Raw genomic sequence first — 24373 nt, 5'->3', positions numbered from 1 at the left:
GGCGCGCCTCGCCCGTCGATTGCCCTACTTCTCGGTGGGCTTCAGCGTCATCGAGACCGAGTTGATGCAGTAGCGCTGGCCGGTGGGGGTGCCGAACCCGTCCGGGAAGACGTGGCCGAGGTGCGAGCCGCAGCTCTGGCAGAGCACCTCGACGCGCTTCATGCCGAGGGAGTTGTCCTCGCGCTCGATCACCGCGGCGTCCTCCGGCGCGTAGAACGACGGCCAGCCGCAGCCGGAGTGGAACTTGGTCTCGGAGCGGAACAGCTCGGCGCCGCAGGCCTTGCAGGAGTAGACGCCCTCGGTCTCGGTGTCGGTGTACTCGCCGACGAAGGCCCGCTCCGTGCCCGCCTTGCGGAGGACGTCGTACTCCTCCGGGGTGAGCTGCTCGCGCCACTCGGCGTCGGACTTGGACACGGCGTAGGACTGCTCGTTCTGCTCGGTGGTCATGTCGGGGTCAACCACCCGACCCCCGGTCACATTCCTGACCAGCCGCTGCCACAGTGAGGTCATGAGCACGACCACCTCCACCCAGATCCGTCTGCGCGAGCGCCCCGTCGGGGAGCCGACCGCCGACACCTTCGAGACCACGACCGTAGACCTCCCCGAGCCGGCAGACGGAGAGGTCCTGCTGCAGATCGACCACCTCTCGCTCGACCCGTACATGCGCGGTCGCCTCTCCGAGGCCGAGTCGTACGCCGAGCCGCTCGCCGTCGGCGACGTGGTGATGGGTGGCACGGTCGGCACGGTCCTGGCGAGCCGGCACCCGGACCTCGCAGAGGGCGACCAGGTGCTGTCGTACTCCGGCTGGCAGACCCACGCCGTCGAGCCCGGCAGGGCCGTGCGCAAGCTCGACACCGGCGCCAACCCGGCATCCACCGCGCTCGGCGTGCTCGGGATGCCCGGCTTCACGGCGTACGCCGGCCTGCTCCAGATCGGTCGGCCGCAGCCGGGCGAGACCGTCGTGGTGGCCGCGGCGATGGGACCGGTGGGCTCCGCGGTCGGCCAGATCGCCAAGCTGAAGGGCGCACGCGCCGTCGGGATCGCCGGTGGGCCGGACAAGGCCCGCGCGCTGACCGAGGAGATGGGCTTCGACGTCGGCCTGGACCACCGGGCCGACGACTTCCGCGAGCAGCTGGCCTCAGCCGTGCCCGACGGCATCGACGTCTACTTCGAGAACGTGGCCGGTCCGGTGCTCGACGCCGTACGACGCCACCTCAACCTGTACGCCCGGGTTCCCGTCTGCGGGCTGGTGGCGAACTACAACGCCACCGCCGCCCCGGAGGGACCCGACACGCTGCCCGGCTTCCTCGGTCAGATCCTCACCAAGAGCCTGACCGTGCGCGGGTTCATCCAGACCGAGTTCGTCAAGGACCACTACGCGGACTTCCTCGCCGAGATGGGCCAGTGGGTCGCGCAGGGCAAGGTGCGCTACCGCGAGGACGTCGTCGAGGGCCTCGAGAACGCGCCCGAGGCCTTCGCCGGGATGCTGCGCGGCGCCAACACGGGCAAGCTGCTGGTCAAGGTGTCCTGAGGCCGACGGCGGTGAGGGGCTCCTGCCCGAGGGTCCTCTCGCCGCCGTGGCGTGACGTGGGTTACGGTCCTCTACCGGTACGGGCAGCGTCGCCCGTGGGGGAGGAGGCCGGCTGTGACCGGTAGCAAGTGGGGAGACCTGTCCGCGGAGTTCCTCGGGACGATGGTCCTGATCCTCTTCGGCTGCGGCGTCGTCGCGCAGGTGGTGACCGGCGGTGACGCGCAGGTCGGCGGCGACCACGACTCCATCGCCTGGGCGTGGGGATTCGGGGTCACGTTCGGCATCTACATCTCGGCTCGGCTCAGCGGCGCGCACCTCAACCCGGCGGTGACGCTCGCGCTGGCGGTCTTCCGCGGCTTCGAGTGGCGGCGGGTCGCGCCGTACTGCTTGGCGCAGCTGCTCGGCGCGTTCGTCGCCGCGATCATCGTGCGGTTCGTGTACGCCGACCAGATCGCCAACGTCGACCCGAGCCACACCGGTGACACGCAGGGGATCTTCTCGACCTCGCCCGGGCCCGGCGTCTCGATCCTCACCGCCTTCGCCGACCAGGTGGTCGGCACCGCGATCCTCGTCGCGGTGATCCTGGCGCTGACGACGGCCACGAACAACCCGCCGATGGCCAACATCGGGCCGCTGTTCGTCGGCTTCCTCGTCGTCGCCATCGGCATGGCCTGGGGCACCAACGCCGGCTACGCGATCAACCCGGCCCGCGACCTGGGCCCGCGCCTGGCCTCGCTGATGACGGGCTACGGCAACGCGTTGAACGTCGCCGGCGGTGACACCCTCTACTTCTGGCTGCCGATCGTCGCGCCGCTCGTCGGCGGGCTGGTCGGTGGCGCAGTGTTCAAGTACCTCATCGAGATCCACCTGCCCTCGGACCCGGAGGACGTCACCGTCGCCGAGCCGGTCGGGCGCACCCCCTGATCCACCCGCCCACCACGACTCGAGCAACCCGAGGAGCCACACATGGCCGAGAAGACGTACGTCGGCGCCATCGACCAGGGCACCACCAGCACCCGCTTCATGATCTTCGACCACGACGGCGCCGAGGTGGCCCGTCACCAGCTCGAGCACGAGCAGATCCTGCCGAAGGCGGGCTGGGTCGAGCACGACGCGGAGGAGATCTGGCAGCGCACCCAGGAGGTGCTGAAGGGAGCCCTGGACAAGGCCGGTCTGGGTGCCGACGACCTGGCCGCCATCGGGATCACCAACCAGCGCGAGACGACGGTGGTCTGGGACAAGCGCACGGGCAAGCCGTACTGCCACGCGATCGTCTGGCAGGACACCCGCACCGACAAGATCGCCAAGGCGCTGACCGACGCCGGCCACGACGAGCTGATCAAGCACCGCGCCGGGCTGCCGCCCGCGGCGTACTTCTCCGGCGGCAAGCTCAAGTGGATCCTCGAGAACGTCGACGGCGTCCGCGAGGACGCCGAGGCCGGGCACGCCATCTTCGGCAACACCGACGCGTGGCTGATCTGGAACCTCACCGGGGGGACCGACGGCGGCCTGCACGTCACCGACGTCACCAACGCCAGCCGCACGATGCTGATGGACCTGGAGACCCTCGACTGGGACGACGAGCTCCTCGCCCTCTTCGACGTCCCCCGCTCGATGCTGCCGGAGATCCGCTCCTCCTCCGAGGTGTACGGCGAGACCGTCGCGGACGGCCCGCTCGGCGGTGCGGTGCCGGTGGCCGGCGACCTCGGCGACCAGCACGCGGCGCTGTTCGGGCAGGCGTGCTTCGAGCCCGGGCTGTGCAAGAACACCTACGGGACCGGCAACTTCCTCGTCCTCAACACCGGCACCGAGATCGTCCGCTCGGAGAACGGCCTGCTCACCACGCTGGGCTACAAGCTCGGCGACCAGCCGGCGGTGTACGCGCTGGAGGGATCGATCGCGGTCACCGGGTCGGCGATCCAGTGGCTGCGCGACCAGCTCGGCGTGATCAAGGCCGCCGCGGAGTCCGAGACCCTCGCGGCCTCGGTCGACGACAACGGCGGGGTCTACTTCGTCCCGGCGTTCTCCGGGCTGTTCGCGCCGTACTGGCGTCCCGACGCGCGGGGCGCCGTCGTGGGTCTCTCGCGCTACAACACGATCGCGCACATCGCGCGGGCTGCCCTGGAGGCGGTCTGCTACCAGTCCAAGGACGTCGTCGACGCGATGGTCGCCGACGCCGGGCTGGAGCTCGAGGCGCTGCGCGTCGACGGCGGCATCACCGCCAACGAGCTGTGCATGCAGATCCAGGCCGACGTCCTCGGCGTCTCGGTGAGCAAGCCGGTCGTGGCCGAGACGACCGCGCTCGGAGCGGCGTACGCCGCCGGCCTCGCGGTCGGCTTCTGGTCCGGCACCGACGAGCTGGTGGCGAACTGGGCCGAGGACAAGCGGTGGGAGCCGCAGACCGACGACGCGGCCCGCGAGGCGGGGTACGCCGGGTGGCGCAAGGCCATCGAGCGGACCCTGGACTGGGTCGAGGTCTGAGCCCACCGGAGTGCCGGTCGCAGTCCAACCGGGAACGGCGTCCACCCTCTCGGGCCCTCCTCGCCGGAACGTGTTGTCGTCGGCGGGGGACAGGTGTTTACTGCCCGGTAACCCAAGTGCCGAGTGTGCTCCCAGGAGGTCGACGTGGCGTTGATGGACCGGGTCACCTCGCGTCTGCCCAAGGACAAGCTCTGGGAGGGGGTCCGTTTCGCCGGTCGGCAGCTGACCACCCCATTGCTGCCCGACGACTACCTCGCGATGCTCAACCCGCGCTGGACGGCACGGGAGGTGAGGGGCGAGATCGTCGAGGTCAAGCCCGAGACCGACGACGCGGCGACCGTGGTGATCCGCCCCGGCTGGGGCTGGAGCTTCGACCACGCGCCGGGGCAGTACATCGGCATCGGGATCCAGGTCGAGGGCAAGTTCCACTGGCGCTCGTACTCGCTGAGCAGCGCGCCGGAGCGGTCGGGGCGCACCGTGTCGATCACCGTGCGCGCGATGCCCGAGGGGTTCCTCTCCGACCACCTCGTCAACGGTGTGCCGCCGGGTACGATCATCCGTCTGGGGCTGCCGTCGGGTGACTTCGTGCTGCCCGACCCGCCGCCCGCCAAGCTGCTGTTCCTCGTCGGCGGCTCGGGCATCACCCCGGTGATGGCCATGCTGCGGACGATGGACCGGCGCGGCACCATGCCCGACGTCGTGCTGTCGTACTCCTCGACCACCCACGACCGGATGATCTTCCGCGAGGAGATCGAGGAGCTGGCGGCCAAGAACGACGGGTTGACGCTGCATCCACGCGCCACCGACGACGACGGGATGCTCGAGCTCGACAAGCACCTCGACGACCTGTGCGGTGACTGGCGCGAGCGGGAGGTCTGGGCCTGCGGCCCCGGCCCGATGCTCGACGCCACCGAGGAGTTCTGGCAGCAGGCCGGCCTCGAGGACCGGCTGCACCTCGAGCGGTTCTCGCTCAACCTCACCGGGGACGGTGGCGAGGGCGGCACGATCACGTTCCAGAACTCCGGCAAGACCGCCGAGGTCGACGGCGCCACCACGGTGCTCGAGGCCGGGGAGGAGGCGGGCATCGGCATGCCGTACGGCTGCCGTACCGGCATCTGCCACACCTGCACCGTGACCATGATCGACGGCACGGTCCGCGACCTGCGCAACGGCGACGAGTTCGACCAGCCGAACGAGAACATCCAGACCTGCGTGACCGTCCCCGTGGGGGACTGCACGCTCAACATCTGAACCGACCCGCTGGTCGAGCAGCGAGCTCTGCGAGCGCGACGAGACCGAGGAACCAAGGAAAGGGCACACCATGGCGATCGCCGACGTGCAGGAGTACACCCACCTCACCGACGAGGAGGTCGAGCAGCTCGGGCGCGAGCTCGACGAGCTCCGTGCGCAGGTGGAGGAGAGCCGCAGCGACCACGACGCGGCGTACATCTACACCATGATCAAGATCCAGCGCCGGCTCGCGGCCGCGGGGCGCGCCACGATGGTGGCCTCGGCGTGGAACCGGAGGACCCGCGTCCCCGGCACGATCCTGGGCGGGACGATGCTCGGGCTGGCCAAGATCCTCGAGAACATGGAGATCGGCCACAACGTCATGCACGGCCAGTGGGACTGGATGAACGACCCCGAGGTCCACTCCAGCAACTGGGAGTGGGACACCGCCCAGCCCGCCGAGCAGTGGAAGCACTCGCACAACTACGTGCACCACCAGTTCACCAACGTGCTCGGCTACGACAACGACATCGGCTACGGCATCCTGCGGATGGCGCGCGAGCAGAAGTGGAACCCCTTCAACCTCGGGCAGCCGGTCTACAACGCCATGCTCGCGGCGCTGTTCCAGTGGGGTGTGGCCCTTCACGACCTCGACATCGAGGCCATCCGCAAGATGGAGAAGGACCCGAAGGTCATGAAGAAGCAGCTCAAGCAGATCTGGCGCAAGGGACGTCGCCAGGCCGCGAAGGACTACCTCTTCTTCCCGCTGCTCAGCGGCCCCGCCTTCGCCACCACGGCGGCGGGCAACGCCTACGCCAACGTCATGCGCAACCTGTGGGCGTACGTCATCATCTTCTGCGGCCACTTCCCTGACGGGGCGCTGCACTTCACCGAGGAGGAGGTGGAGAACGAGTCGCGCGCCGAGTGGTACCTGCGCCAGATGCTCGGCTCGGCCAACTTCGAGGGCGGCCCGCTGCTGCACATCATGAGCGGCAACCTCGGCTACCAGATCGAGCACCACCTCTACCCGGACCTGCCCTCGAACCGCTACGCCGAGATCTCGGTGCGGGTCAAGGAGCTGTGCGCGAAGTACGAGCTGCCGTACACGATCGGGCCGCTGCACAAGCAGTACGGCCAAGCGCTGCGGACGATCATGAAGCTCTCGCTGCCCAACCGGTTCACGGAGTCCAACCGCTCCTACGACCGCGAGGTCGTCGAGCAGGAGGTCCCGCGCGGCCGCAAGACCGACGCACAGCTCGGTTCGCGCCGGCTCGAGACGGGCAGCTACTCGGCCCGCGCGACCGCCTGAGGAGCAGCTCCTTGATCGGCACCACGGGCATCGACGAGCGGCCCCGGGACCCCGAGAACGGGGCCCCGGTGCCGTTCGTCTGCGAGTACGACGACGGCCGCGCCTCGGTGCGGCTGCTGAACAAGAAGCGCGTCACCCAGTGCGCGCTCTCACGCATCTGCGGGGTCTGCGGGGACTCCCTCGGGCGACCCGTCGCGTTCGTCGGCCCGCTCGCGGAGGCCAACCGCGAGGCGTTCCACTTCCCGCCGGTGCACGTGGAGTGCGGTCGGGCTCTGGTCGCGACGACCGGGGACGCCCCGTACGGCGTGCTCGGACAGGACGACGCCACGGCCTCGTGGGTGATGGTGACGACCGGCGGGTTCGACCACGACCGGCCCCAGCCCGGTGAGCTGGACCGGCGTCCGACGTTCCGGCCGAACTCCGTGCTGGAGACCGTTCCGCTCTGAGCCGCCGCTAGAAGTCCGTGGTGTTCCACGGCGCAGGGCCGGCGTGGTCGGCCATCGCGGCGAACCGTTCGACCGCGGGACCGGTGATCCGACCGGCCGCGGCGAGCTCGGTGACGGTGCGGTCGCCGAGGTAGACCGCCGCCAGCGTCTCGACGTCGAGACGGACGTCCGGCTCGTCGGCCACGGGCGTCACCGTGGCCGTACCCGACCGCGTGCACACGCGGAGGCGGCCCGCGGCCAGGTCCAGTCGGTCCTCGACGTCGAGCACGACCTCGCCGTCCTCGCGCCAGGGTCGTGCGCCGAGCGCCGCGACCGGGTCGAGCACGCGCAGCCACAGCTGGTCCCTGACCCGCTCGGTGCGCACCACGCGGTGGTCCGCCAGCGCGACGTCGAGCAGGTCGTCGACCCGGATCGTCGCGGTGGCGTGGTGGACGAGGTCGAGGCGCGCGACGAACTCCCACAGCTGCAGGTAGCCCGCGTCGTCGGTCGCCGCCAGCTGCTGGACGTGGGCCATCCCGCCCGGCCGGTCGTCGAGGTCCTTCGGGACGAAGCGGACGTAGCCGCTGGGGGAGCCCGCGTCGTCGAGGAGGACCGCGACCCGGGCGCGGCGCTCGGGACCGTCGGTGTCCCAGTCGAGGCGGCCGGAGTCCCCGGCGGCGTAGAAGCTCGGCTTGGCCACGGCGCCTCGCGTACGGGCGAGCACCGCCTGGTCGACGGCGCGCACCGCGTCGTACGCGGTCGTCGGGTCGAGCACCTCGATCGTCCCGGCGACCCCCGGTCGACGCAGCGCGAACCGGGGCCCGGTGTCGACCTGCACGCGGCGTTCGCGGGTGGCCGCGGCGAAGCCGTACCGACCGTAGATCGTGGCCTCGCTGGCGGTCAGCGCCGCCAGCGGCAGGCCGCGGGCGGCGGCCTCGGACAGGTCCTCGGTCATCAGTCGTCGCAGGAGGCCGCGGCGGCGGTGGGTCGGCTCGACGGTGACGTCGCTGACCAGGTGCAGCGGCAGCGTCCGTCCCGCACCGACGTTGATCTCCCCGCGCCAGGAGGAGTAGGTCGCCACCGGCGCCCCAGCCGGGCGCAGCGTGCCGGAGTCGTCGTACGCGGCGCGGAGCAGGGCGTCGTCGGCGCGGCACCCGTCGAGCCAGACCGCGCGCTGGCTCTCACTCATCCGGCCCGAGAAGAAGGCCTGGGCGAAGCAGTCGGCGTACCCCGCCAGCAGCGCCTGCGACTCCTCGTCGTCGGTGTGCGGGTCGAGCGTCTCGAAGCGCAGCTGCTCCTCGGTCACGGCCGCACGCTAACGCACGTCATGTGCTGCAGCGGTCGCTCTGGCAGCCGCTCCAGCACACGACTCCTCGGATCCTGGGTAACCTCGAGCAGGTGCCCCGCCTGCTCCCGCCGCTGCTCGCTGCCGCCCTGCTGCTCGCCGGGTGCTCGTCAGGCAGTGGCGACGCCGGCGCCGAGCGCTCGACGACGCCGTCACCGTCCTCCCGACCGTCGGAGCGCCCGTCGGACCGCCCGTCAGGTGGGGCCGGCAGCGGCCGCGACGCGGTGTGCGCCAAGGTGCGGGCCGGCATCAACGCCTTCAACGCCGGCGACCTGCAGGACACGGTTGTGGAGTTCAAGGAGGCGGTACCGCTGGCGGAGGCGGCGCGCAGGAAGGACTCCTCGCGCGAGGCGCGGCTGCTGCTGCGCGCGGTGCGCTACTACGCCGCCCTGCCCGCCAACGACTACCCGGAGGCATCCGCGAGCTCGCTGGAGTTCCAGCGCTGGAAGGCGGTCACCCTCGGGCTGTGCGCTCCCGGTCAGGACGACCTGTCGCCGGGACCCGACCAGCAGGACCCGGCCATCCCCGCCTGACGGTGGTCGAGCGCCGGCGCGGTGTCCTGAGCCTGTCGCAGGGAGCGCGTCGAGACCCGGCGAGGTGTCCGCGGCCTTAGCCTTGTTCGCATGGCGAAGGCCGCGGAGGTGCAGGCCGGTGAGCGGCTCGTCCGGGTGTCCAGCCCCGACCGGGTGATCTACGAGGCGACCGAGCGCACGCCAGAGGTCACCAAGCTGATGGTGTGCGACTACGTCGCCTCGGTCGGCGAGGGCCTGATGCGCGCGCTGCGCGGGCGCCCCACGGCGCTCGAGCGGTGGCCCTCCGGGGTGCGCGAGGGGATGCGACTGGCGGTCGGCCCGCAGGACAGGGGGGCCGACGGGTTCTACCAGAAGCGGGTCCCCAAGGGAGCGCCCGACTACCTGGAGACGGTGCGGGTGACGTTCCCCTCCGGGCGGACCGCCGAGGAGATCTGTCCGCACGAGATCGCGGTGCCGGTGTGGTGCGCGCAGATGGGCACCCTGGTCTTCCACCCCTGGCCGGTCCGCGACGACGACGTGGACCACCCCGACGAGCTGCGCATCGACCTCGACCCGCAACCGGGGACGTCGTTCGCCGACGCCGTACGGGTGGCCGGGGTCGCGCGCGAGCTGCTGGAGGAGCTGGGGATGCGCGGCTTCGTCAAGACCTCGGGCAACCGGGGGGTGCACGTGTTCGTCCGCATCGAGCCGCGCTGGGAGTTCACCGACCTGCGGCACGCGGCGATCGGGTTCGGGCGCGAGCTGGCCCGTCGCGACGACCAGGTCACCGTCGCGTGGTGGAAGGAGGAGCGGGGGACGAGGATCTTCGTGGACTACAACCAGAACAACCGCGACCGCACGATCGCGTCGGCGTACTCGCTGCGCCCGCTGCCGGGTGCGCCGGTCTCCACGCCGCTCACCTGGGACGATCTCGCGATCCTCGAGGACCCGCGCGAGCTGAACCTGTTCACCGTCCCGGAACGCCTCGCCGCCGGTGACCCCTGGGCGGGCATCGAGGACGTGGCGTACTCCCTCGACCCGCTGCTGGAGCTGTGGGAGACGCTCCCCGGCGGCGAGCTGAACTTCCCGCCGGACTACCCGAAGATGCCTGGCGAGCCTCCGCGGGTCCAGCCGTCGAAGAAGGTCGCCGCGCACTGGGACGAGGCCGGGAACCGCCTCGACGTCTAGGCGAGGCCTGGGGACGACAGCACGCCCCGGGCGCGGTGCCCGGGGCGTGCTGCGCTGCTCGGAGCCGCTCGGCTCAGGCGGCCTCGAGGACCTCCGCGGGAGCGTCCGGCGCCTCGACGGTGCGCGCGGACCGCACCGCGCGTACGTGCAACGCGGTCGCGGTCAGCAGCGTGAGCGCGGCGAACACGGCCGCCGCGGTGAACCCTCCCCGCATGCCCGGGACGACCTGGCCGGGGACGGCGCCGGCGGCGTACACCGACGCGATCACCGCGATCCCGACCGCGCTGCCCAGCTGCTGCGTGGTCTGCAGCAGCCCGGAGGCGGAGCCGGCGTGCTCGGGAGCGACGCCGCCGAGCACGAGGGAGGTGATCGGCATGAAGCACAGCGACATGGACAGACCGATGAGCAGCATGGGCCCGAAGATCCCGACCGCGTACGAGCTCGTCGTGCCGACCTCCGCCAGCCAGAGGTACGACGTCACCAGCCCGGCGGCGCCGACCATCAGCGGCCGCGCCGCCCCGAAGCGGGCGACCACGCGCGGTGAGAAGCGCGACATGACGAGCACCGTCAGCGACAGCGGGAGGAAGGCCAGTCCGGACGCCATCGGCCCGAAGCCCAGCGAACCCTGCACCAGCTGGACGACGAGGTAGAACATCGAGAGCTGACCACCGACGACCAGCGCCATCGCCACGAGGGCGCCGACGCGGTTGCGGTCGCGGAGCAGGGTCGGCTCGACGAGGGGGTGGGCGACCCGGCGCTCGGTGAGCACGAGCCCAGCCAGCAGCAGCGCGCCGACGACGAGGCCGCCGATCGTGCGTGCCGAGGTCCAGCCGTGCTCGGGTGCGCCGATCAGGGACCACACGACCGCGATCGCTCCGCCGGTGGCCGTGATCGCGCCGACGACGTCGAAGCGACCGCGCTGCGGCTCGGTCTCGGTGACGAAGCGACGGACCAGGGCCAGCACGGCGAGACCGATCGGCACGTTGATGACCATGGTCCAGCGCCACGACCCGAGATCGGTCAGCGCGCCGCCGAGGATCAGGCCGAGCGAGAGCCCGCCCGAGGACACGGCACCGAACAGTGCCAGGGCACGCAGCCGTCCGGACTCGTCCCTGGCGCTCGTGGTGAGCAGGGCGAGCGTGCTCGGTGCGGCCAGCGCGGCGCCGACCCCCTGGAGCGCACGGAACGTGATCAGGTCCGCGGGGGTCTGGGCGATCGCCGCGAGTGCGGAGGCGGCGACGAAGATCCACAGCCCGACGGTGAAGGCGCGGCGGCGTCCGATGGCGTCGCCGATGCGTCCGCCGAGGACGAGCAGGCCGCCGAAGGCGAGGGCGTACGCGTTGAGCACCCAGGACAGCGACGCCGGGCCGAAGCCCAGGTCGGTGGCGATCCGGGGCAGCGCGACGTTCACGACGGTGGTGTCCAGCACGAGCATCAGCTGGGCGCTGAGCACGAGCGCGATGGCGATGCCGGCGCGCCGGGCGTCGATCCAGCCGCTCATCGGGCACCCTGCCCGAGGCTCGACACGGCGCGGGAGAGACGACGGGCGGGGCGGTCGTCGCCTCGCATGGGCGGGTGGGGGGTCCGGCGGATGACGGTGATCGGCTCGCTGCGCAGCGCGCGGGCCGCGGCGAGGTCCTCGACGACGGCGTTCCGGCGCGAGACGGGGCCGGGGAGGTGGAGTGAGGTGGCAGGCATGGCGTGGTCCTGTTCTTCTCGACAGGAGAGCGGTACTCTCGATCCGGAGGAGTTCTCCGGTTCCTCCAGAACAGTACCGGAGACAGTCTCCGTTTAGCAAGAGTGAGGTGGATCATGCGTGCCGACGCCCAGCGCAACCGCGACAAGATCGTGGAGACCGCGCGCGAAGTCTTCCGGGACCACGGGTACGACGCCTCTCTCGACCTCGTCGCGAAGCAGGCCGGGGTCGGCGCGGGCACGCTCTACCGGCACTTCCCGACGCGCGAGACCCTGCTCGACGCGGTCATGCAGAGCTGGGTCGACCGGGTCGACGACACCGTCGGCAAGGCGCTGGCCCGCGAGGGCTCACCCCGTGAGGTGCTCGTCGGCTGGTTCACCGACTACGTCAGCCTGATCAGCCTGCACAAGGGCGGCCCGGCCAAGCTCACCTGCGCGATGGGCGACGAGGCGTCCCCGATCCGCACCAAGTGCCAGGCGCTCTCCGCGGCGATGACCCGCTTCCTGGCCGACCTCGACTCCGACGGAGCGCTCCGGGCCGACGTCGACCCGCTCGAGGTCTGTCGGCTCGTCGGGGGAGTGGCGACCGTGGCCGACCAGGGCGAGCTGGCCGCCAGCGTCGTACGCCCCATGCTCGAGGTCGTCGCGGACGGGCTGCTCGCCAGCCGCTGACGGCGACTGGGTGGCGGGAGCTCCCGGTCAGGAGCGCAGGTGCCGCACCCGGTCCCAGCCGGGGTCCAGGGAGCTCTCCACCCGTGCTCGACCCTCGCCCCACGTCGACGCCGTGCGTCGTACGACCTCGAGAGCCTTCGTCGCGTCGTCGAGGTAGAGGTGCACGAGCCTCGTGCCCGCGCAGGACTGGTGCGCGACGACGGCGCCCGAGGTGCCGAGGGCCTCGGTCAGCCCGTCCTCGATCTCGCGCAGGGAGTCCAGCGACGCCCCGGTCGGGAAGCCGTCCGGCGAGCGCTCGCGGTACGGGAGGGTGACGGCGGCGTAGCGCGTCAGCTGTGCTGCCGTGAGGGGGTGCAGCGGCGTCTGGGCCGAGGCGATCAGTGGTCCGTCGGCGGTCTCGCCGCGCAGCAGCGTCCACGTCGGGCGGCCGTCGGCGTCCACGTGTGCCGAGCGCCGGTCGTCGACGGCGGCCCGCAGCGCCGCGAGTCCGAAGCCGTCCGGCGGCCGCACGTCGGTCGCCTCGATCGTGCCGAGCCACAGCTCGACGTCGTTCTCGCCGAGGGCACCGTCGAGCACGAGGTAGGTCACTCGTTCGCGGACGGTCTCGTCGAGGCCGGTGAAGGCGGGGTGGAAGACCGCGACGTCGAACCGGCTTCCCGAGGAACGAGCGCTGACCAGCACGTCGCCGAGATCGAGCTCGGGTCCGCCGTCGATGCTCAGCGTCCCCGAGCCCGGGGTGGGGTCGGGCGGCCGGTGATCGGTGAACGACCAGGTCGGGTCCGGCTCCGGCGCGGCCAGGAGCCACCGGCGCGCCGGGGCGCGCAGCTCGGGGTCGCCTTCGGGGGAGAGGGCGAGGACGTACGCCGAGAGCTCACCCGGACCCACCTCCCACGCGAGTCCGGGGTGGAGGGCGTGGACCGCGGTGGTGAGCGCGTCGAACGCCTGGCCGGGCTGCTCCCCACCGACGGCGGTGGTGACCAGGGCACGCCCGCGCTCGCTCCACCACGCCCAGAAGTCGTCCGGGTCGCCCGGCACGGGCCGCCCGGTTCCTCTCGGGCGCGAGCGGAAGATGCCCATCAGTAGCCGGTGACGCCCTCGTCGCCGTAGCGCTCGGCCTGCTGGTCGAAGGTCTCCCGCTCGAGCAGGTGCAGGACGGGCACGTCGAGGCGACGCTCGGCGCGCGAGGCCCAGTCGACGTGGAAGAACTCCTTCACCACGTGCGGCGAGGTGAGCACGATGACCTCGGCCGCCTCGACCTCGTTGGCCTTCGTCGCCAGAGCGTCGATCGGGTCGACGGTCACCAGGTCGCCGTCCGCGGTGACCCCGTCGGCGCCCCTCAGCGCGGCGACGGTCTCGTCCAGCACCCGGCGCGCCTCGGCCTCGACGCCCTGCTGGAGGTCGGCGACGTCCTCGGGGCGGTAGACCGCGCTCGGCGTCACCGGCTCCGCCGGCGACCCGAGGGCGCCGACCGCGCCCTCCACGCGCGCGGCGGCGTCGTCGACGGGGAGCAGGACGTGATACGCGACGGGGTCGGGCAGCTCGGTGTGCAGGCTGCGGACCTGGCGCACGTCGAGCTCGGAGAGCCCGGTCTCGATCAGCAGGACGACGTCGTAGGTGCTCACGGGACCGAACCTATCCCCGGCCCCCGCCGAGCACCGCGCCCAGGTCGTACGACACCGGCTCCTCGAGCTGGTCGTACCCGCACGACTCCGGGTCGCGGTCGGGCCGCCAGCGCTTGAACTGCGCGGTGTGCCGGAAGCGACGGCCCTCCATGTGGTCGTAGCCGACCTCCAGCACACGCTCGGGGCGCAGCGCGGTGAACGAGAGGTCCTTGCCCGCGCTCCAGCGGCTCTGCGTCCCGGGCACCCGGTCGGGGTTGGCGGTCAGGAACTCCTGCCACGCACCCCACGGGTGCTCGGAGATCGGGCACTCCAGCGGGTGCAGCTCCTCGACCAGCTCGGCTCGCCGTGCCTCCGTGAAGCTGGCCGAGACCCCGATGTGCTGCAGCGAGCCCGCATCGTCGTACAGGCCGAGGAGCAGGGAGCCGAGGAGCGGGCGCTCGGGCGTGGAGGTCTTGTGCAGCCGGTAGCCGGCCACCACGACGTCCGCCGTGCGCTTGTGCTTGACCTTGAGCATCGCGCGGGCGTTGGGCTGGTACGTCGAGGCCAGCGGCTTGGCGACCACGCCGTCCAGCCCGGCGCCCTCGAACTGCTCGAACCAGGTCTGCGCCTCCTCGGGGTCGGTGGTGACGCGAGTCAGGTGGCACGGGCCGTCCAGCCCCGCCAGCGCCTCCTCGAGGGCGGCGCGGCGCTCGGCGAGCGGGCGGTCGACGTACGAGGTGTCGCCGAGGGCGAGCAGGTCGAAGGCGACGTACGACGCGGGCGTCTCCCGGGAGAGCATCTCGACCCGCGAGGCCGCCGGGTGGATCCGCTCCTGCAGCACCTCGAACTCCAGGCGGCCGTCGCGCGCCACGAGGATCTCGCCGTCGAGCACGCAGCGCTCCGGCAGCTGGTCCTTGACGGCCTCGACGACCTCGGGGAAGTAGCGGGTCAGCGGCTTGGTGTTGCGCGAGGCCAGCTCCACCTCGTCGCCGTCGCGGAAGACCAGGCAGCGGAAGCCGTCCCACTTCGGCTCGAAGAGCAGTCCGCCGTCGTGCGTCGCGGGATCGGGGATCCCCGGGCTCGGCTTGGCCAGCATCGGTTTGACCGGCGGCATGACGGGCAGATCCATGGCCCGAGCCTAGGTCCGGGGCGTGGCGCGGTGGTGGTTTCGACGCGATGCCCTGAGACAGGCTCAGGGCATCGCGCTGGCGCTCCTGCTCGACCGCCTCCGGGGTGGTCGAGCCCGACTGAGAGCCAGCGAAGGAGGACGTCGAGACCACGACCCGCCCGCCGTGTACGACCGGCTACGCGCGGCCGGTCTCCTCGGTGAGGGCGCGCAGCTCGGTGGCGAGCCTTTCGGTGAGCGCACCGGGCTGCATCCGCCAGCGCCAGCCGCCCTCGACACCGGGGGTGTTCATCCGCGCCTCGCTGCCGAGGCGCAGCAGGTCCTGCGCCTGGGTCATCGCCAGCTCGGCGGGGCTGCGCCAGGCCAGCTCGACAAGGCTCCACGCGGGATCGTCCGGGTCCACACCCAGTCGCCGCGCCGTGCGGCGCCGCTTCCTCGGCAGGTCCGCCCACCACCCGACCGTGGTGTCGTTGTCGTGGGTCGCGGTGTAGACGACCTGGTGCTCGACGAGGTTGGCCACCTCGTGCGGGCTGTCCCCGGGGTCCTTCGCGGCTCCCGGCTCGAAGCCGAACTGCAGCACCGCCATCCCCGGGTAGCCCAGCGCGTCGCGCAGGTCGAGCACCGGCTGGTCGATGTCGCCGAGGTCCTCGGCGAGGACGGGCAAGGGACCGAGCTCCGTCGTCGCGGCGTCGAAGAGCGCGCGTCCCGGTCCGGGCTCCCAGGTCCCGTTCATCGCGGTCTCCTCGTCCGCCGGCACCGCCCAGTACGCGGCGAACCCCCGGAAGTGGTCCAGCCGGACCAGGTCGAACAGCGCGAACGTCCGGCGCAGCCGCTCGACCCACCAGCGGTAGTCCTGCGCCTCCAGCACGTCCCAGCGGTAGAGCGGGTTGCCCCACAGCTGCCCGGTCTCGGCGTACGCGTCCGGCGGCACGCCGGCGACGGCCGAGGTGTCGAAGATCGCCGGCCACGCCCGCTCGTCCGCCCCGTCGGGCGCGACGTAGATCGGGACGTCGCCCATCAGGCGTACGCCCCGCTCGGCGGCGTAGTCGCGCAGCGCGCCCCACTCGCGGTCGAAGCGGACCTGGGCGCGGACGTCACCGCCGTACGACGTCCAGGAGTCCAGCCAGTAGCCCTCGCGCTCGGCGAAGGCGGCCACCTCCTCGTCGGTGACCGGAGCGTCCGGGTGCTCGAGCAGAGCAGGGGAGCAGGCGAAGGCCGAGGGCGACTTGTACGGCGACCCGGCCTCGTCGGGCACCGAGAGTGGGAGCAGTTGCCACACCGACTGGCCGGCCGCCGCCAGCCAGTCCACGAACGCCCGAGCGGAGTCACCGAGCCGCCCCTCGGGCAAGGAGGTGACGTGGAGCTGGACGCCGCTGCGACGAGGGGAGCTCACCGCGCCAGCCCGCCAGCAGCGAGCAGCGCGAACGACACCAGCCAGTGCGTCGCCATGAAGTCGCCCTCGTCGACGGCGGCCAGCGCGCTCGCCTCCTGCTCGTCGGCGGCGGCGAGGACGCGTGCGCTCCGCTCGTCGGGGAGTACGTCCGCCAGCGTGCGCAGCTGCCAGGATCGGCTCAGCGCCAGCCCGATCAGGTGGGCACCCTTGCCGTCGGTCGGGTCGCTCACCTGCGGCACGGTGAGCAGGGGGTCGTCCGGCAGGCCCAGCCTGGGGAGGAACCGTCCCAGCCAGTCCTCGACGTCCAGCACGCGGTGCACCAGCGCGGCCTCGGTCAGCGACGGGGAGAGGAAGTCCGACGGGCCGGGCTCGTACGCCACCGGCGCGTCGCGGTCGTCGACGTAGAGCCGGTGCGCGGTCACCTCGACCAGGTCGGCCAGGTCAGCCCGCCCGACGTCCAGCGCGGAGGAGTGCAGCAGCGTGAGCGCGAACGCGAGGTTCGCGTGCTCGCCGGACCGGTTCGGCGTGCCCAGCGTGGGCAGCCAGGCGCGGGCGAGGTCCGCGACCGCGTCGAGCAGGGGTGCGGTCTCGTCGGCCCACCGGCCGGTGACGGCGCAGGTCGCGGTCAGCCGTGCGGCCCACGCCCAGCCGTAGGGGCGCTCGAAGCTCGGTCGCTGCCGCAGGTACGCCGCCTCCGCCGCCACGTGCGACGCCGTCAGGCGCTCCTCGAGCAGCGCCTCCAGGGCAGGGTCCTCGACGCCCTCGGCCAGCAGCGTGAGGCCCGACCAGACCATGTGCACCGACGAGTGCCAGTCGAAGCTGCCGTGGAACGCGGGGTGCAGCCGCGACGGCGTGACGTCGACGTCGTCGGCGGACAGCGAGACGTGCTGGGTCGCGTACGGGTAGGGCGTGGTGAGCACCGTGTGCACGGTGCGTGCCCAGGTCTGCTCGCGGGTGTCGGTCATCGACGGGCTCCTCAGTGGGGGAAGGCGAAGGCGTACATGATCACGACGTTGGCCACCCACAGCAGCGCCGCCGAGGGCAGCTGCGCCTTGATCGGGCCGTAGGTGTCCTTGAGCTCGAGCAGCGCCGCCGGGACGAGGTTGAAGTTCGCGGCCATCGGCGTGACCAGCGTGCCGCAGAACCCCGCCAGCATGCCGATCGCGAAGACGGCCGCGGGGTTGCCGTCGTACGCCTGCACGAGGACCGGCCAGCCGACCGCGGCCGTCATCACGGGGAACGCGGCGAACGCGTTGCCCATGATGATCGTGAACACCGCCATACCCAGGCAGTAGACGACCACGCTGAGCAGCAGCACGTGGTCGGGCAGGACCGCGTCGGTGATCCGCCCGACGGCGGTGCCGACACCGGCCGTGGTGAACAGCAGGCCGAGCGTGGCGAGGAACTGCGGCAGGACCGCCGCCCACCCGATCTGCCCCAGCAACCGGCTGCCCTCGCGCAGCGGCGTGACCGGGTTCGGCACCCGGAACATCGCCATGCCGACGCCCAGGGCCACCACCGCGGCGACACCGAGCCCGATCACGGTCTCCGAGCCCTCCGCCAGCAGCGGCTGCCCGCCGACGTCGACCAGCTTGAGGGCGGACCCGAAGATCACGGCGACCAGCGGGATCACCAGCGCCGGGACGAAGAGCCGGTTGCCGTAGCGCCGCGCGAGGCTCTCGCGGGCCTCGTCGTCGGTCGTGGTGTCGCTCCCGCGGCTCGGGAAGCCGAGCGCGACGAGCACGACCACGGCCAGCACCGCGAGCCCCTCGACGAAGGCGCTGGCGGTGCCGGCGGCGACGTACGTCCCGTAGACGAAGGCGAAGGCCAGCAGCGCCCAGAACGCGGCGCTGCCGTACCGCTTCGGGTCGCCTGCGTCGGTGAGCCGGACGACGGCGACGGCGGCGAAGAACGCGGCCACCAGCCAGTAGACGAACTCCGCGGTGATCATCGGCCCGCCCCCAGGTCGGCGGTGGCCATCGCGGTCAGTCGCCGGTCGAGCCGCACCATCCGCCAGCCGTGGATGACGAACGCGCAGACGGCGCTCGGGATCGCCCACACGGCGACGTCGAGGGCGTCGAGCTTCAGCCCGTACGTCGTGTCGACGAAGCCGGTGATCAGCAGGATCGAGCCGACCGCGACGAAGATGTCCTCACCGAAGAACGCGCCCACATTGTCGGCGCTGGCGGCGTACGAGCGGATCCGCTCGCGCATGGTCTGCGTCAGCTCCCCGTGGGCCCGCTCGGCGGCGGCCTCCGACATCGGCGCCACGATCGGGCGTACCGCCTGGGCGTGGCCGCCGACGGCCAGCAGGCCGAGGGCGGCGGTGGCCTGCCGGATCAGCAGGTACGACGCCAGCAGCCGCCCGGTGGTCAGCCGGGCCAGGCGCCCGATCAGCCGCCGGGCCTGGTGCTGCAGGCCGAAGCGCTCGACCAGCCCGATCACCGGCAGCACGAAGATGAACACCGTCACCGAGCGAGACCCGGCGAAGCCGGAGCCGAAGGCCTCGACGATCTCCACCGGTCCGAGCCCGGCGACCAGTCCGGCGACGATGCCCGAGACGGTCACCACCACGAGAGCGTTGAGGCGCAGGGCGAACCCCACGACGATGACCGCGACGGCGAGGAGGACCCACATCCTCCTATCCTCACCCCATGGCCGCCGCTGCAGTCCAACCCTCCGGTCCGATCTCCGACCTGCTCCGCCTGCCCGGCGGTCCGGTCGACCTCCGCGCGATCGACCCGCACGGCAAGCCGGGCTTCGACGGCAAGAAGAAGGACGGCAAGAAGGCGCTCCCCGCGATGGGGGAGGAGCTGTTCGACCTGCAGGAGCGGCTCTACGCCGGCGGGTACGTCGAGGACGGTCGGCGGATCCTGCTGGTGCTGCAGGGGATGGACACCTCCGGCAAGGGCGGTGTCCTCAAGCACACCGCCGGGCTGTTCGACCCCAACGGGCTGCGGATCCACAGCTTCAAGGCGCCGACCGACGAGGAGCGCGCCCACGACTTCCTCTGGCGCATCGAGAAGGAGGTGCCGCCCGCGGGCAAGGTCGGCGTCTTCGACCGCTCGCACTACGAGGACGTGCTGATCGGACGGGTCCGCTCGCTGGCGCCCGCGGAGGAGATCGAGCGCCGTTACGACGCGATCAACGACTTCGAGGCCGGGCTCGCTGCCGAGGGCGTCACGATCCTCAAGTGCATGCTGCACATCAGCGCCGACAAGCAGCGCGAGCGGCTGCTGGCCCGGCTCGACGACCCCACCAAGCAGTGGAAGTTCAATCCCGGTGACGTCGACGAGCGGGCGCTCTGGCCGGCGTACCGCGAGGCGTACGAGATCGCGCTGGAGCGCTGCCACACCGGCGTGGCGCCGTGGTACGTGGTCCCGTCGGACCGCAAGTGGTACCGCAACTGGGCGATCGGCTCGCTGCTGCTCGAGACGCTGCGGGGCATGGACCTGTCCTGGCCCGAGCCCGACTACGACGTCGACGAGCAGCGGCAGCGACTCCTCGACGAGACGCCGCCCGGATGAGCCTGCAGAGCGTCCGCGCCACGCGGTTCGTCGCGCCGCTGCGCGAGGGCGGCTCGCTGCCGGGGATCGTCGAGGCCGACGACCTGGGGACGTACGTCGCGAAGTTCCGGGGCGCCGGCCAGGGGCTGAACGTGCTGGTCGCCGAGGTCGTGGTCGCCGGGCTGGCGCGTGCGCTGGGGCTGGACACGCCGCGGCTGGTGGTCGTCGAGCTGGAGGAGGCGATCGCGCGCTACGAGGCCGACGAGGAGGTCCAGGACCTGCTCACGGCGAGCCTGGGCGCCAACCTCGGCGTGGACTTCCTGCCGGGGTCGTTCGGGTTCGACACGTCCGTCGACGTGGACCCCGAGTGGGCCGGCCGGGTGCTGTGGCTGGACGCCTTCGTCGCGAACGTCGACCGCTCCTGGCGCAACCCGAACCTCCTCGTCTGGCACGGCCGGCCCTGGCTGATCGACCACGGCGCCTCGCTGTACTTCCACCACGGGTGGGCCGGCGGCCTCACCTCGCCGGAGCGTTTCGCCGTGCAGCCGTGGGACGCCTCCGCGCACGTGCTGTCGCGCTGGACGGCCTCGGCCGCGGCGCTCGACGACGCGCTCGCGGGGGTCGTCACCGACGAGGTGCTGGAGACCGCGGTGGCGGACGTCCCCGACGAGTGGCTGGTCCCGGTGCCCGGGGCCGAGGACGCCGCGGCGCTGCGCACGGCGTACGTCGACTTCCTGCGCGCACGGCGCGACGGAGGCCGCACGTGGTTGCCGGGGAGCGCGCGGTGAACCCGTACCAGTACGCCGTCCTGCGCTGCGTGCCGCGCGTCGAGCGCGAGGAGTTCCTCAACGTCGGGGTGGTCGTCTACTGCCAGCGCGCCGACTTCCTCGACGTCGCCTGGGACGTCTCGCGCGAGCGGCTGGCGTCGTTCGCACCCTCGCTCGACGTCGACACGGTCTGCGCGGGCCTGGAGTTCGTCGCCGGCGTGTGCCGGGGCGACGCGGCCCTCGGCGGCGTCGCCGCCGACGACCTCGGCACCCGGTTCGGCTTCCTCAAGGCGCCGCGGTCCACCGTCCTCCAGCCCGGCCCGGTCCACGGCGGCCTCACCGCCGACCCCGCCGCCACCCTCGCCGACCTGCTGGCGCGGCTGGTGCGGCTTCCCCACGGTATGCAGGAATGACCGCGACAAACCGGACGACGACGTCCGCCTCCCACGGTGGAACAGCACTCCCCACGAGGGGTACGTCGTGGGAAGTGCTGGTTCGTCGTGGGCAGGATCAGGTCAGCGGTGCGGCGACCACCGACTCGCCCAGCGGGCTGTAGACGACGACGCCGACGTCCGCGGCGATCTGGGAGAGGTAGCGCTCGACCTCAGGGCCCTCGTGACCGCCCAGACCACCGATCGTCACGTAGAGGGAGTCTCCGTCGAGCTCACCGCGCAGCTCTTCCCACGGCGGCTCGGGCCCGTCGAACCGTGCTTCCAGCAGGTCAGCGACACGCGCCAGCTGCGGCGCCGGAGGCCGCCGTGCCAGGTAGCGCTCCTCGCTGGCCTCGACGCGTCGCTCGAAGTCCGCGGTGGCCTCGCGGTCCGAGGGGCGCCCGGGTCGACTGGGCACCCAGACGGCGATGTCGTACGTCACGTGCCGAGTATGGCGCTACAGCCAGCGACCCGCCGCTTTGGTGTGCGCGGCCTTGGTGGCGGCATCCATGGCGTCGTACTGCCGCACGATGAACGGCGAGCGCCCGTTGCCCTCGAAGACCTCGCGGTGGTCGCGGACGAAGGTCCAGTACAGCCCGTCCCACGCCTCCTGCCAGTCGCCGTCGTCGAGGGCCGAGCCGAAGTCCGACATCTTGCGCAGGTAGTTCGAGCCCGAGACGTACGGCTTCGTCGTGATCGCCTCGCCGGCGGCGAACTGGCTCATCGCGTACACGTTCGGCACCATCACCCAGTCGTAGGCGTCGACGAACATCTCCATGAACCACTCGTAGACCGCGTCGGGGTCGGTGCGCGTCAGGCACATCGCGTTGCCGAGCACCATCAGCCGCTCGATGTGGTGGGCGTAGCCGTGCTCGAGCACCCGCTCGACGACGCGGTCCACGGGAGCCAGACCGGTCTCGGCGGTCCACCAGCCCTCGTCCAGCGCGGCGGTGTGGCCGAGGTGGTTGGTCGTCCGCATCCGGCGGCCGTAGAGGAAGTACGTCGCCCGCATGTACTCGCGCCAGCCGATCACCTGGCGCACGAACCCCTCCAGCGACGGCAGGTCGACGTCCTCGGAGGCGTCCAGCGCGCCGGCCAGCACGTCGCGCGGGTCGAGCAGCCCGATGTTGAGCCCCGGCGTGATCGCCGCGTGGAAGAGGAACGACTGGTCGGCGGCGATCGCGTCCTCGTACGGCCCGAACTGCGCGAAGCGCTCGTCGAGGAACTGCGCGTACGACGACTCCGCCTCCTCGTGCGAGGTCGGCCAGTGGAACGCCGTCGCGTCGCCGGGGTTGCCGGGGAAGCGCTCGCGCACCCAGTCGATCGCGTCGGTGACCTCGGGCGCGCGGTCGGGCCAGGTCGGCGAGGGGACCGGGTGGTCCTTCGGCAGCTTCTTGCGGTTCTCGGTGTCGAAGGACCACTGCCCGCCGACCGGCTGCTGCCCTGTACCTTCCACGAGCACGTCGAGCCGCTGGCGCTGCCAGGAGTAGAAGTGCTGCATCCGTGCCGGGTGCTCGCCGAACCAGTCGCGGATCTCGGCGCGGGTGCAGATCCAGTTGGGCGAGTCGAGCACGTCCTCGGCGCGCAGCTCGTAGCCGGCGTCGGACAGCGAGGCCGAGCACCCCTGCGAGAGCCAGTCGTCGCACACGTCGTACACGCTGACCCGGTCGGGGCGCAGGTCCGCGACCACCTCCGCCAGCCGCTTGCCGCTGGGGGAGCGGCCGTCGGTCTCGATCACGTCGACGTCGTACGACGCCGCGCGCAGCCGGTCGACGAAGCGGCGCATCGAGGCCCGGTGCAGCACCAGCTTCTGGGTGTGGAAGGCGTACTGGCGGAAGAACAGGTCGTCCTCCACCAGCACGAAGCGGGTGCCCCGCGGCGCCTCCAGGTGCGCCGCGAAGAGCTGGTGGGGGTAGACCAGGCGCACGTGACGACTCACCCGCTCGACCCTAGGCTCCGGTTGTGGCCACGCCCTCACCCCGCGGTCTGAGCTTCGGCCCGGTCGCGGAGCGGTACGAGCGGTTCCGTCCCGGCTACGGCGAGGACGTCGTCGACCTGCTGCTCGCCCGTGGTCCCCGCTCGGCGATCGAGGTCGGCGCCGGTACCGGCAAGGCCACCCGTGCGGTCGCCGGCCGGGGGATCGCGGTCCTGGCCGTCGAGCCCGACCCGGCGATGGCCGCGGTGCTGCGACGCACGACGTGGGGTCTGCCGGTCAGCGTCGAGGAGTCGACGTTCGAGCAGCTCTCCGCCGAGCCCGTCGACCTGGTGTACGCCGCGGCCGCCTTCCACTGGACCGATCCGGACACCCGGTGGACGCGCGCTGCGCAGCTGCTCGTCCCGGGAGGGGTGTTCGCCTGCCTGGGCGGTCCGATCAGCATCGCCGACGCGGACCTCGACGCGCGGGTGATGGCCGTACGCCGCAGCGACCTCGGCGACGAGAACACCTCCCGCACCCGGACCGCCGACGGCGCGACCTCGTGGCCGGCGGACGAGCTGCGGGGCTCACCGCTGTTCACCGACGTCCGCGAGCACGACCTCACCGAGGAGTACGAGCTCTCCGCCGACGACCTCCTCGGCCACCTCTCGACGGTCTCGGCCTTCATCGTGCTCCCCGAGGACGAGCGCGCCGCCGCCCTGGCGCGGATCCGGGCGCTGCTCCCCGACCCGGTCCTCGTGCAGCGCGAGGTGAGACTGCACACGGCGGTCCGCGCCGAGCAGCCTCACCAGGCGTAGTCGAGGAACTTCCCGTCGAAGGTGACGACCACACGGTCGCCGCCCGGGTCCGGGTGCCGCTCGACGCTGAGCCGGAAGTTGATGGCGCTCATGATCCCGTCGCCGAACTCCTCGTGGATCAGCTCCTTCAGCGCCGGCCCGTAGACCTGCAGCGCCTCGTGGAAGCGGTAGATCGTCGGGTCCGTGGCCAGCTCGGGCTCACGGGTGCGGTACGGCATCCGCTGCAGCCGGGCCACGTCGTCGGCGGAGAGGTCGAGCAGCGAGCCGGCCTTCGCGGCCGTCTCCGCAGGCATCGGGTGCATCCCGAGCAGCGCGGAGGTCGACCACTCCTTGGGCCGGCCCAGGGCCTCGGCGATCTGCGCCCAGCTCAGCCCCGCCGCCTGCTTGGCGGCGAGGACACGGTCACGGAGGTCGGCGTTGGTCGTCAT

Annotated in this window: 26 protein-coding genes and 1 pseudogene; 13 read left to right on the top strand and 14 right to left on the bottom strand. The window is 72.0% G+C overall.

Annotated elements, in window-relative coordinates; genetic code table 11:
- Positions 1-24 precede the first annotated feature (24 nt).
- Positions 25-447, bottom strand: a complete 423-nt coding sequence (gene msrB, locus IEX42_RS04015; protein ID WP_188778439.1) for a peptide-methionine (R)-S-oxide reductase MsrB — start codon at positions 445-447, stop codon at positions 25-27.
- Between the two features lie 61 nt (positions 448-508).
- On the opposite strand from msrB, the gene curA reads away from it, so the two are divergent.
- The 6 genes from curA to IEX42_RS03985 all read left to right on the top strand — a co-directional run bounded on the left by curA (position 509) and on the right by IEX42_RS03985 (position 6997).
- Positions 509-1531: an NADPH-dependent curcumin/dihydrocurcumin reductase gene (curA, locus tag IEX42_RS04010; RefSeq protein WP_188778437.1), complete on the top strand. Its 1023-nt coding sequence runs from the start codon at positions 509-511 to the stop codon at positions 1529-1531.
- A 114-nt stretch (positions 1532-1645) separates the two neighbouring features.
- Entirely contained in the window at positions 1646-2455 is an 810-nt protein-coding gene (locus IEX42_RS04005; RefSeq protein WP_229660576.1) for an MIP/aquaporin family protein, read from the top strand.
- Between the two features lie 42 nt (positions 2456-2497).
- Entirely contained in the window at positions 2498-4012 is a 1515-nt protein-coding gene (gene glpK / locus IEX42_RS04000) for a glycerol kinase GlpK (protein WP_188778436.1), read from the top strand.
- Between the two features lie 153 nt (positions 4013-4165).
- Positions 4166-5263 carry a ferredoxin reductase gene (locus IEX42_RS03995; RefSeq protein WP_188780886.1) on the top strand — a complete coding sequence of 366 codons (1098 nt, stop codon included), beginning with the start codon at positions 4166-4168 and terminating at the stop codon, positions 5261-5263.
- Between the two features lie 70 nt (positions 5264-5333).
- Positions 5334-6551: a fatty acid desaturase family protein gene (locus tag IEX42_RS03990; RefSeq protein WP_188778434.1), complete on the top strand. Its 1218-nt coding sequence runs from the start codon at positions 5334-5336 to the stop codon at positions 6549-6551.
- 11 nt (positions 6552-6562) lie between these two features.
- Positions 6563-6997 (top strand): hypothetical protein, encoded by a 435-nt coding sequence (locus IEX42_RS03985; protein WP_188778432.1) that lies wholly within the window; start codon positions 6563-6565, stop codon positions 6995-6997.
- 7 nt (positions 6998-7004) lie between these two features.
- Here IEX42_RS03985 and IEX42_RS03980 read toward each other — a convergent pair whose 3' ends face one another.
- Positions 7005-8282, bottom strand: a complete 1278-nt coding sequence (locus tag IEX42_RS03980; protein ID WP_188778431.1) for a GNAT family N-acetyltransferase — start codon at positions 8280-8282, stop codon at positions 7005-7007.
- A gap of 92 nt (positions 8283-8374) precedes the next feature.
- On the opposite strand from IEX42_RS03980, the gene IEX42_RS03975 reads away from it, so the two are divergent.
- Together IEX42_RS03975 and IEX42_RS03970 are read left to right on the top strand one after the other, a co-directional pair.
- On the top strand, positions 8375-8854 hold the full coding sequence (locus IEX42_RS03975; protein ID WP_188778429.1) for a hypothetical protein: 480 nt from the start codon (positions 8375-8377) through the stop codon (positions 8852-8854).
- 90 nt (positions 8855-8944) lie between these two features.
- Positions 8945-10021: a DNA polymerase domain-containing protein gene (locus IEX42_RS03970; RefSeq protein ID WP_188778428.1), complete on the top strand. Its 1077-nt coding sequence runs from the start codon at positions 8945-8947 to the stop codon at positions 10019-10021.
- 73 nt (positions 10022-10094) lie between these two features.
- Here the strand turns inward: IEX42_RS03970 and IEX42_RS03965 are convergent, their stop codons facing one another.
- Both IEX42_RS03965 and IEX42_RS03960 read right to left on the bottom strand, forming a co-directional pair.
- On the bottom strand, positions 10095-11522 hold the full coding sequence (locus IEX42_RS03965; RefSeq protein WP_188778426.1) for an MFS transporter: 1428 nt from the start codon (positions 11520-11522) through the stop codon (positions 10095-10097).
- A complete protein-coding gene (locus IEX42_RS03960; protein ID WP_188778424.1) occupies positions 11519-11719 on the bottom strand; it encodes a hypothetical protein in 201 nt (66 codons plus the stop codon). Before IEX42_RS03960 ends, IEX42_RS03965 begins: the two co-directional genes overlap by 4 nt.
- A 114-nt stretch (positions 11720-11833) precedes the next feature.
- Between IEX42_RS03960 and IEX42_RS03955 the strand changes: the two genes are divergently transcribed.
- Positions 11834-12388 (top strand): TetR/AcrR family transcriptional regulator, encoded by a 555-nt coding sequence (locus tag IEX42_RS03955; protein ID WP_188778422.1) that lies wholly within the window; start codon positions 11834-11836, stop codon positions 12386-12388.
- A 27-nt stretch (positions 12389-12415) separates the two neighbouring features.
- On the opposite strand, the gene IEX42_RS03950 is transcribed toward IEX42_RS03955, so the two are convergent.
- The 7 genes and pseudogenes from IEX42_RS03950 to IEX42_RS03920 form a co-directional block, all read right to left on the bottom strand.
- Positions 12416-13423: a DUF695 domain-containing protein gene (locus IEX42_RS03950; RefSeq protein WP_188778420.1), complete on the bottom strand. Its 1008-nt coding sequence runs from the start codon at positions 13421-13423 to the stop codon at positions 12416-12418.
- Between the two features lie 41 nt (positions 13424-13464).
- Positions 13465-14010 carry a hypothetical protein gene (locus IEX42_RS03945; protein WP_229660575.1) on the bottom strand — a complete coding sequence of 182 codons (546 nt, stop codon included), beginning with the start codon at positions 14008-14010 and terminating at the stop codon, positions 13465-13467.
- A gap of 10 nt (positions 14011-14020) precedes the next feature.
- Positions 14021-15118: an ATP-dependent DNA ligase gene (locus IEX42_RS03940; RefSeq protein WP_188778418.1), complete on the bottom strand. Its 1098-nt coding sequence runs from the start codon at positions 15116-15118 to the stop codon at positions 14021-14023.
- Positions 15119-15293: 175 nt separating this feature from the next.
- Entirely contained in the window at positions 15294-16508 is a 1215-nt protein-coding gene (locus IEX42_RS03935) for a 4-alpha-glucanotransferase (protein WP_188778416.1), read from the bottom strand.
- Positions 16505-17473 carry a DUF2891 family protein gene (locus IEX42_RS03930; protein WP_188778414.1) on the bottom strand — a complete coding sequence of 323 codons (969 nt, stop codon included), beginning with the start codon at positions 17471-17473 and terminating at the stop codon, positions 16505-16507. Before IEX42_RS03930 ends, IEX42_RS03935 begins: the two co-directional genes overlap by 4 nt.
- An 11-nt stretch (positions 17474-17484) precedes the next feature.
- Positions 17485-18459 (bottom strand): DUF979 domain-containing protein, encoded by a 975-nt coding sequence (locus IEX42_RS03925; RefSeq protein ID WP_188778412.1) that lies wholly within the window; start codon positions 18457-18459, stop codon positions 17485-17487.
- Positions 18460-18482: 23 nt separating this feature from the next.
- Positions 18483-19145 (bottom strand): annotated as a pseudogene (locus tag IEX42_RS03920) (DUF969 domain-containing protein); the annotation flags it as partial.
- A gap of 17 nt (positions 19146-19162) precedes the next feature.
- Between IEX42_RS03920 and IEX42_RS03915 the strand changes: the two are divergent.
- The 3 genes from IEX42_RS03915 to IEX42_RS03905 are packed head-to-tail and all read left to right on the top strand — an operon-like array spanning position 19163 to position 21194.
- A complete protein-coding gene (locus IEX42_RS03915) occupies positions 19163-20035 on the top strand; it encodes a PPK2 family polyphosphate kinase (protein WP_188778407.1) in 873 nt (290 codons plus the stop codon).
- Positions 20032-20802 (top strand): HipA family kinase, encoded by a 771-nt coding sequence (locus IEX42_RS03910; RefSeq protein ID WP_188778406.1) that lies wholly within the window; start codon positions 20032-20034, stop codon positions 20800-20802. The genes IEX42_RS03915 and IEX42_RS03910 overlap by 4 nt, the downstream gene beginning before the upstream one ends.
- Positions 20799-21194, top strand: coding sequence for a DUF3037 domain-containing protein (locus IEX42_RS03905; protein ID WP_188778404.1), 396 nt, complete (start codon positions 20799-20801; stop codon positions 21192-21194). The genes IEX42_RS03910 and IEX42_RS03905 overlap by 4 nt, the downstream gene beginning before the upstream one ends.
- A gap of 97 nt (positions 21195-21291) precedes the next feature.
- On the opposite strand, the gene IEX42_RS03900 is transcribed toward IEX42_RS03905, so the two are convergent.
- The gene (locus IEX42_RS03900; RefSeq protein ID WP_188778402.1) at positions 21292-21654 is read right to left on the bottom strand and encodes a hypothetical protein; all 363 of its coding nucleotides are present in this window, start codon (positions 21652-21654) and stop codon (positions 21292-21294) included.
- 15 nt (positions 21655-21669) lie between these two features.
- Positions 21670-23151 (bottom strand): cryptochrome/photolyase family protein, encoded by a 1482-nt coding sequence (locus tag IEX42_RS03895; RefSeq protein ID WP_188778400.1) that lies wholly within the window; start codon positions 23149-23151, stop codon positions 21670-21672.
- 23 nt (positions 23152-23174) lie between these two features.
- Here IEX42_RS03895 and IEX42_RS03890 point away from each other — a divergent pair, with 23 nt between their 5' ends.
- A complete protein-coding gene (locus IEX42_RS03890; protein WP_188778397.1) occupies positions 23175-23945 on the top strand; it encodes a class I SAM-dependent methyltransferase in 771 nt (256 codons plus the stop codon).
- Here the strand turns inward: IEX42_RS03890 and cynS are convergent.
- Entirely contained in the window at positions 23933-24373 is a 441-nt protein-coding gene (gene cynS / locus IEX42_RS03885; protein ID WP_188778395.1) for a cyanase, read from the bottom strand. The genes IEX42_RS03890 and cynS overlap by 13 nt on opposite strands.

Origin of the sequence: Marmoricola endophyticus, assembly GCF_014644415.1 — a bacterium.
Classification (GTDB): Bacteria; Actinomycetota; Actinomycetes; order Propionibacteriales; family Nocardioidaceae; genus Marmoricola; species Marmoricola endophyticus.
This window is presented reverse-complemented; position numbering and strand designations above follow the sequence as displayed.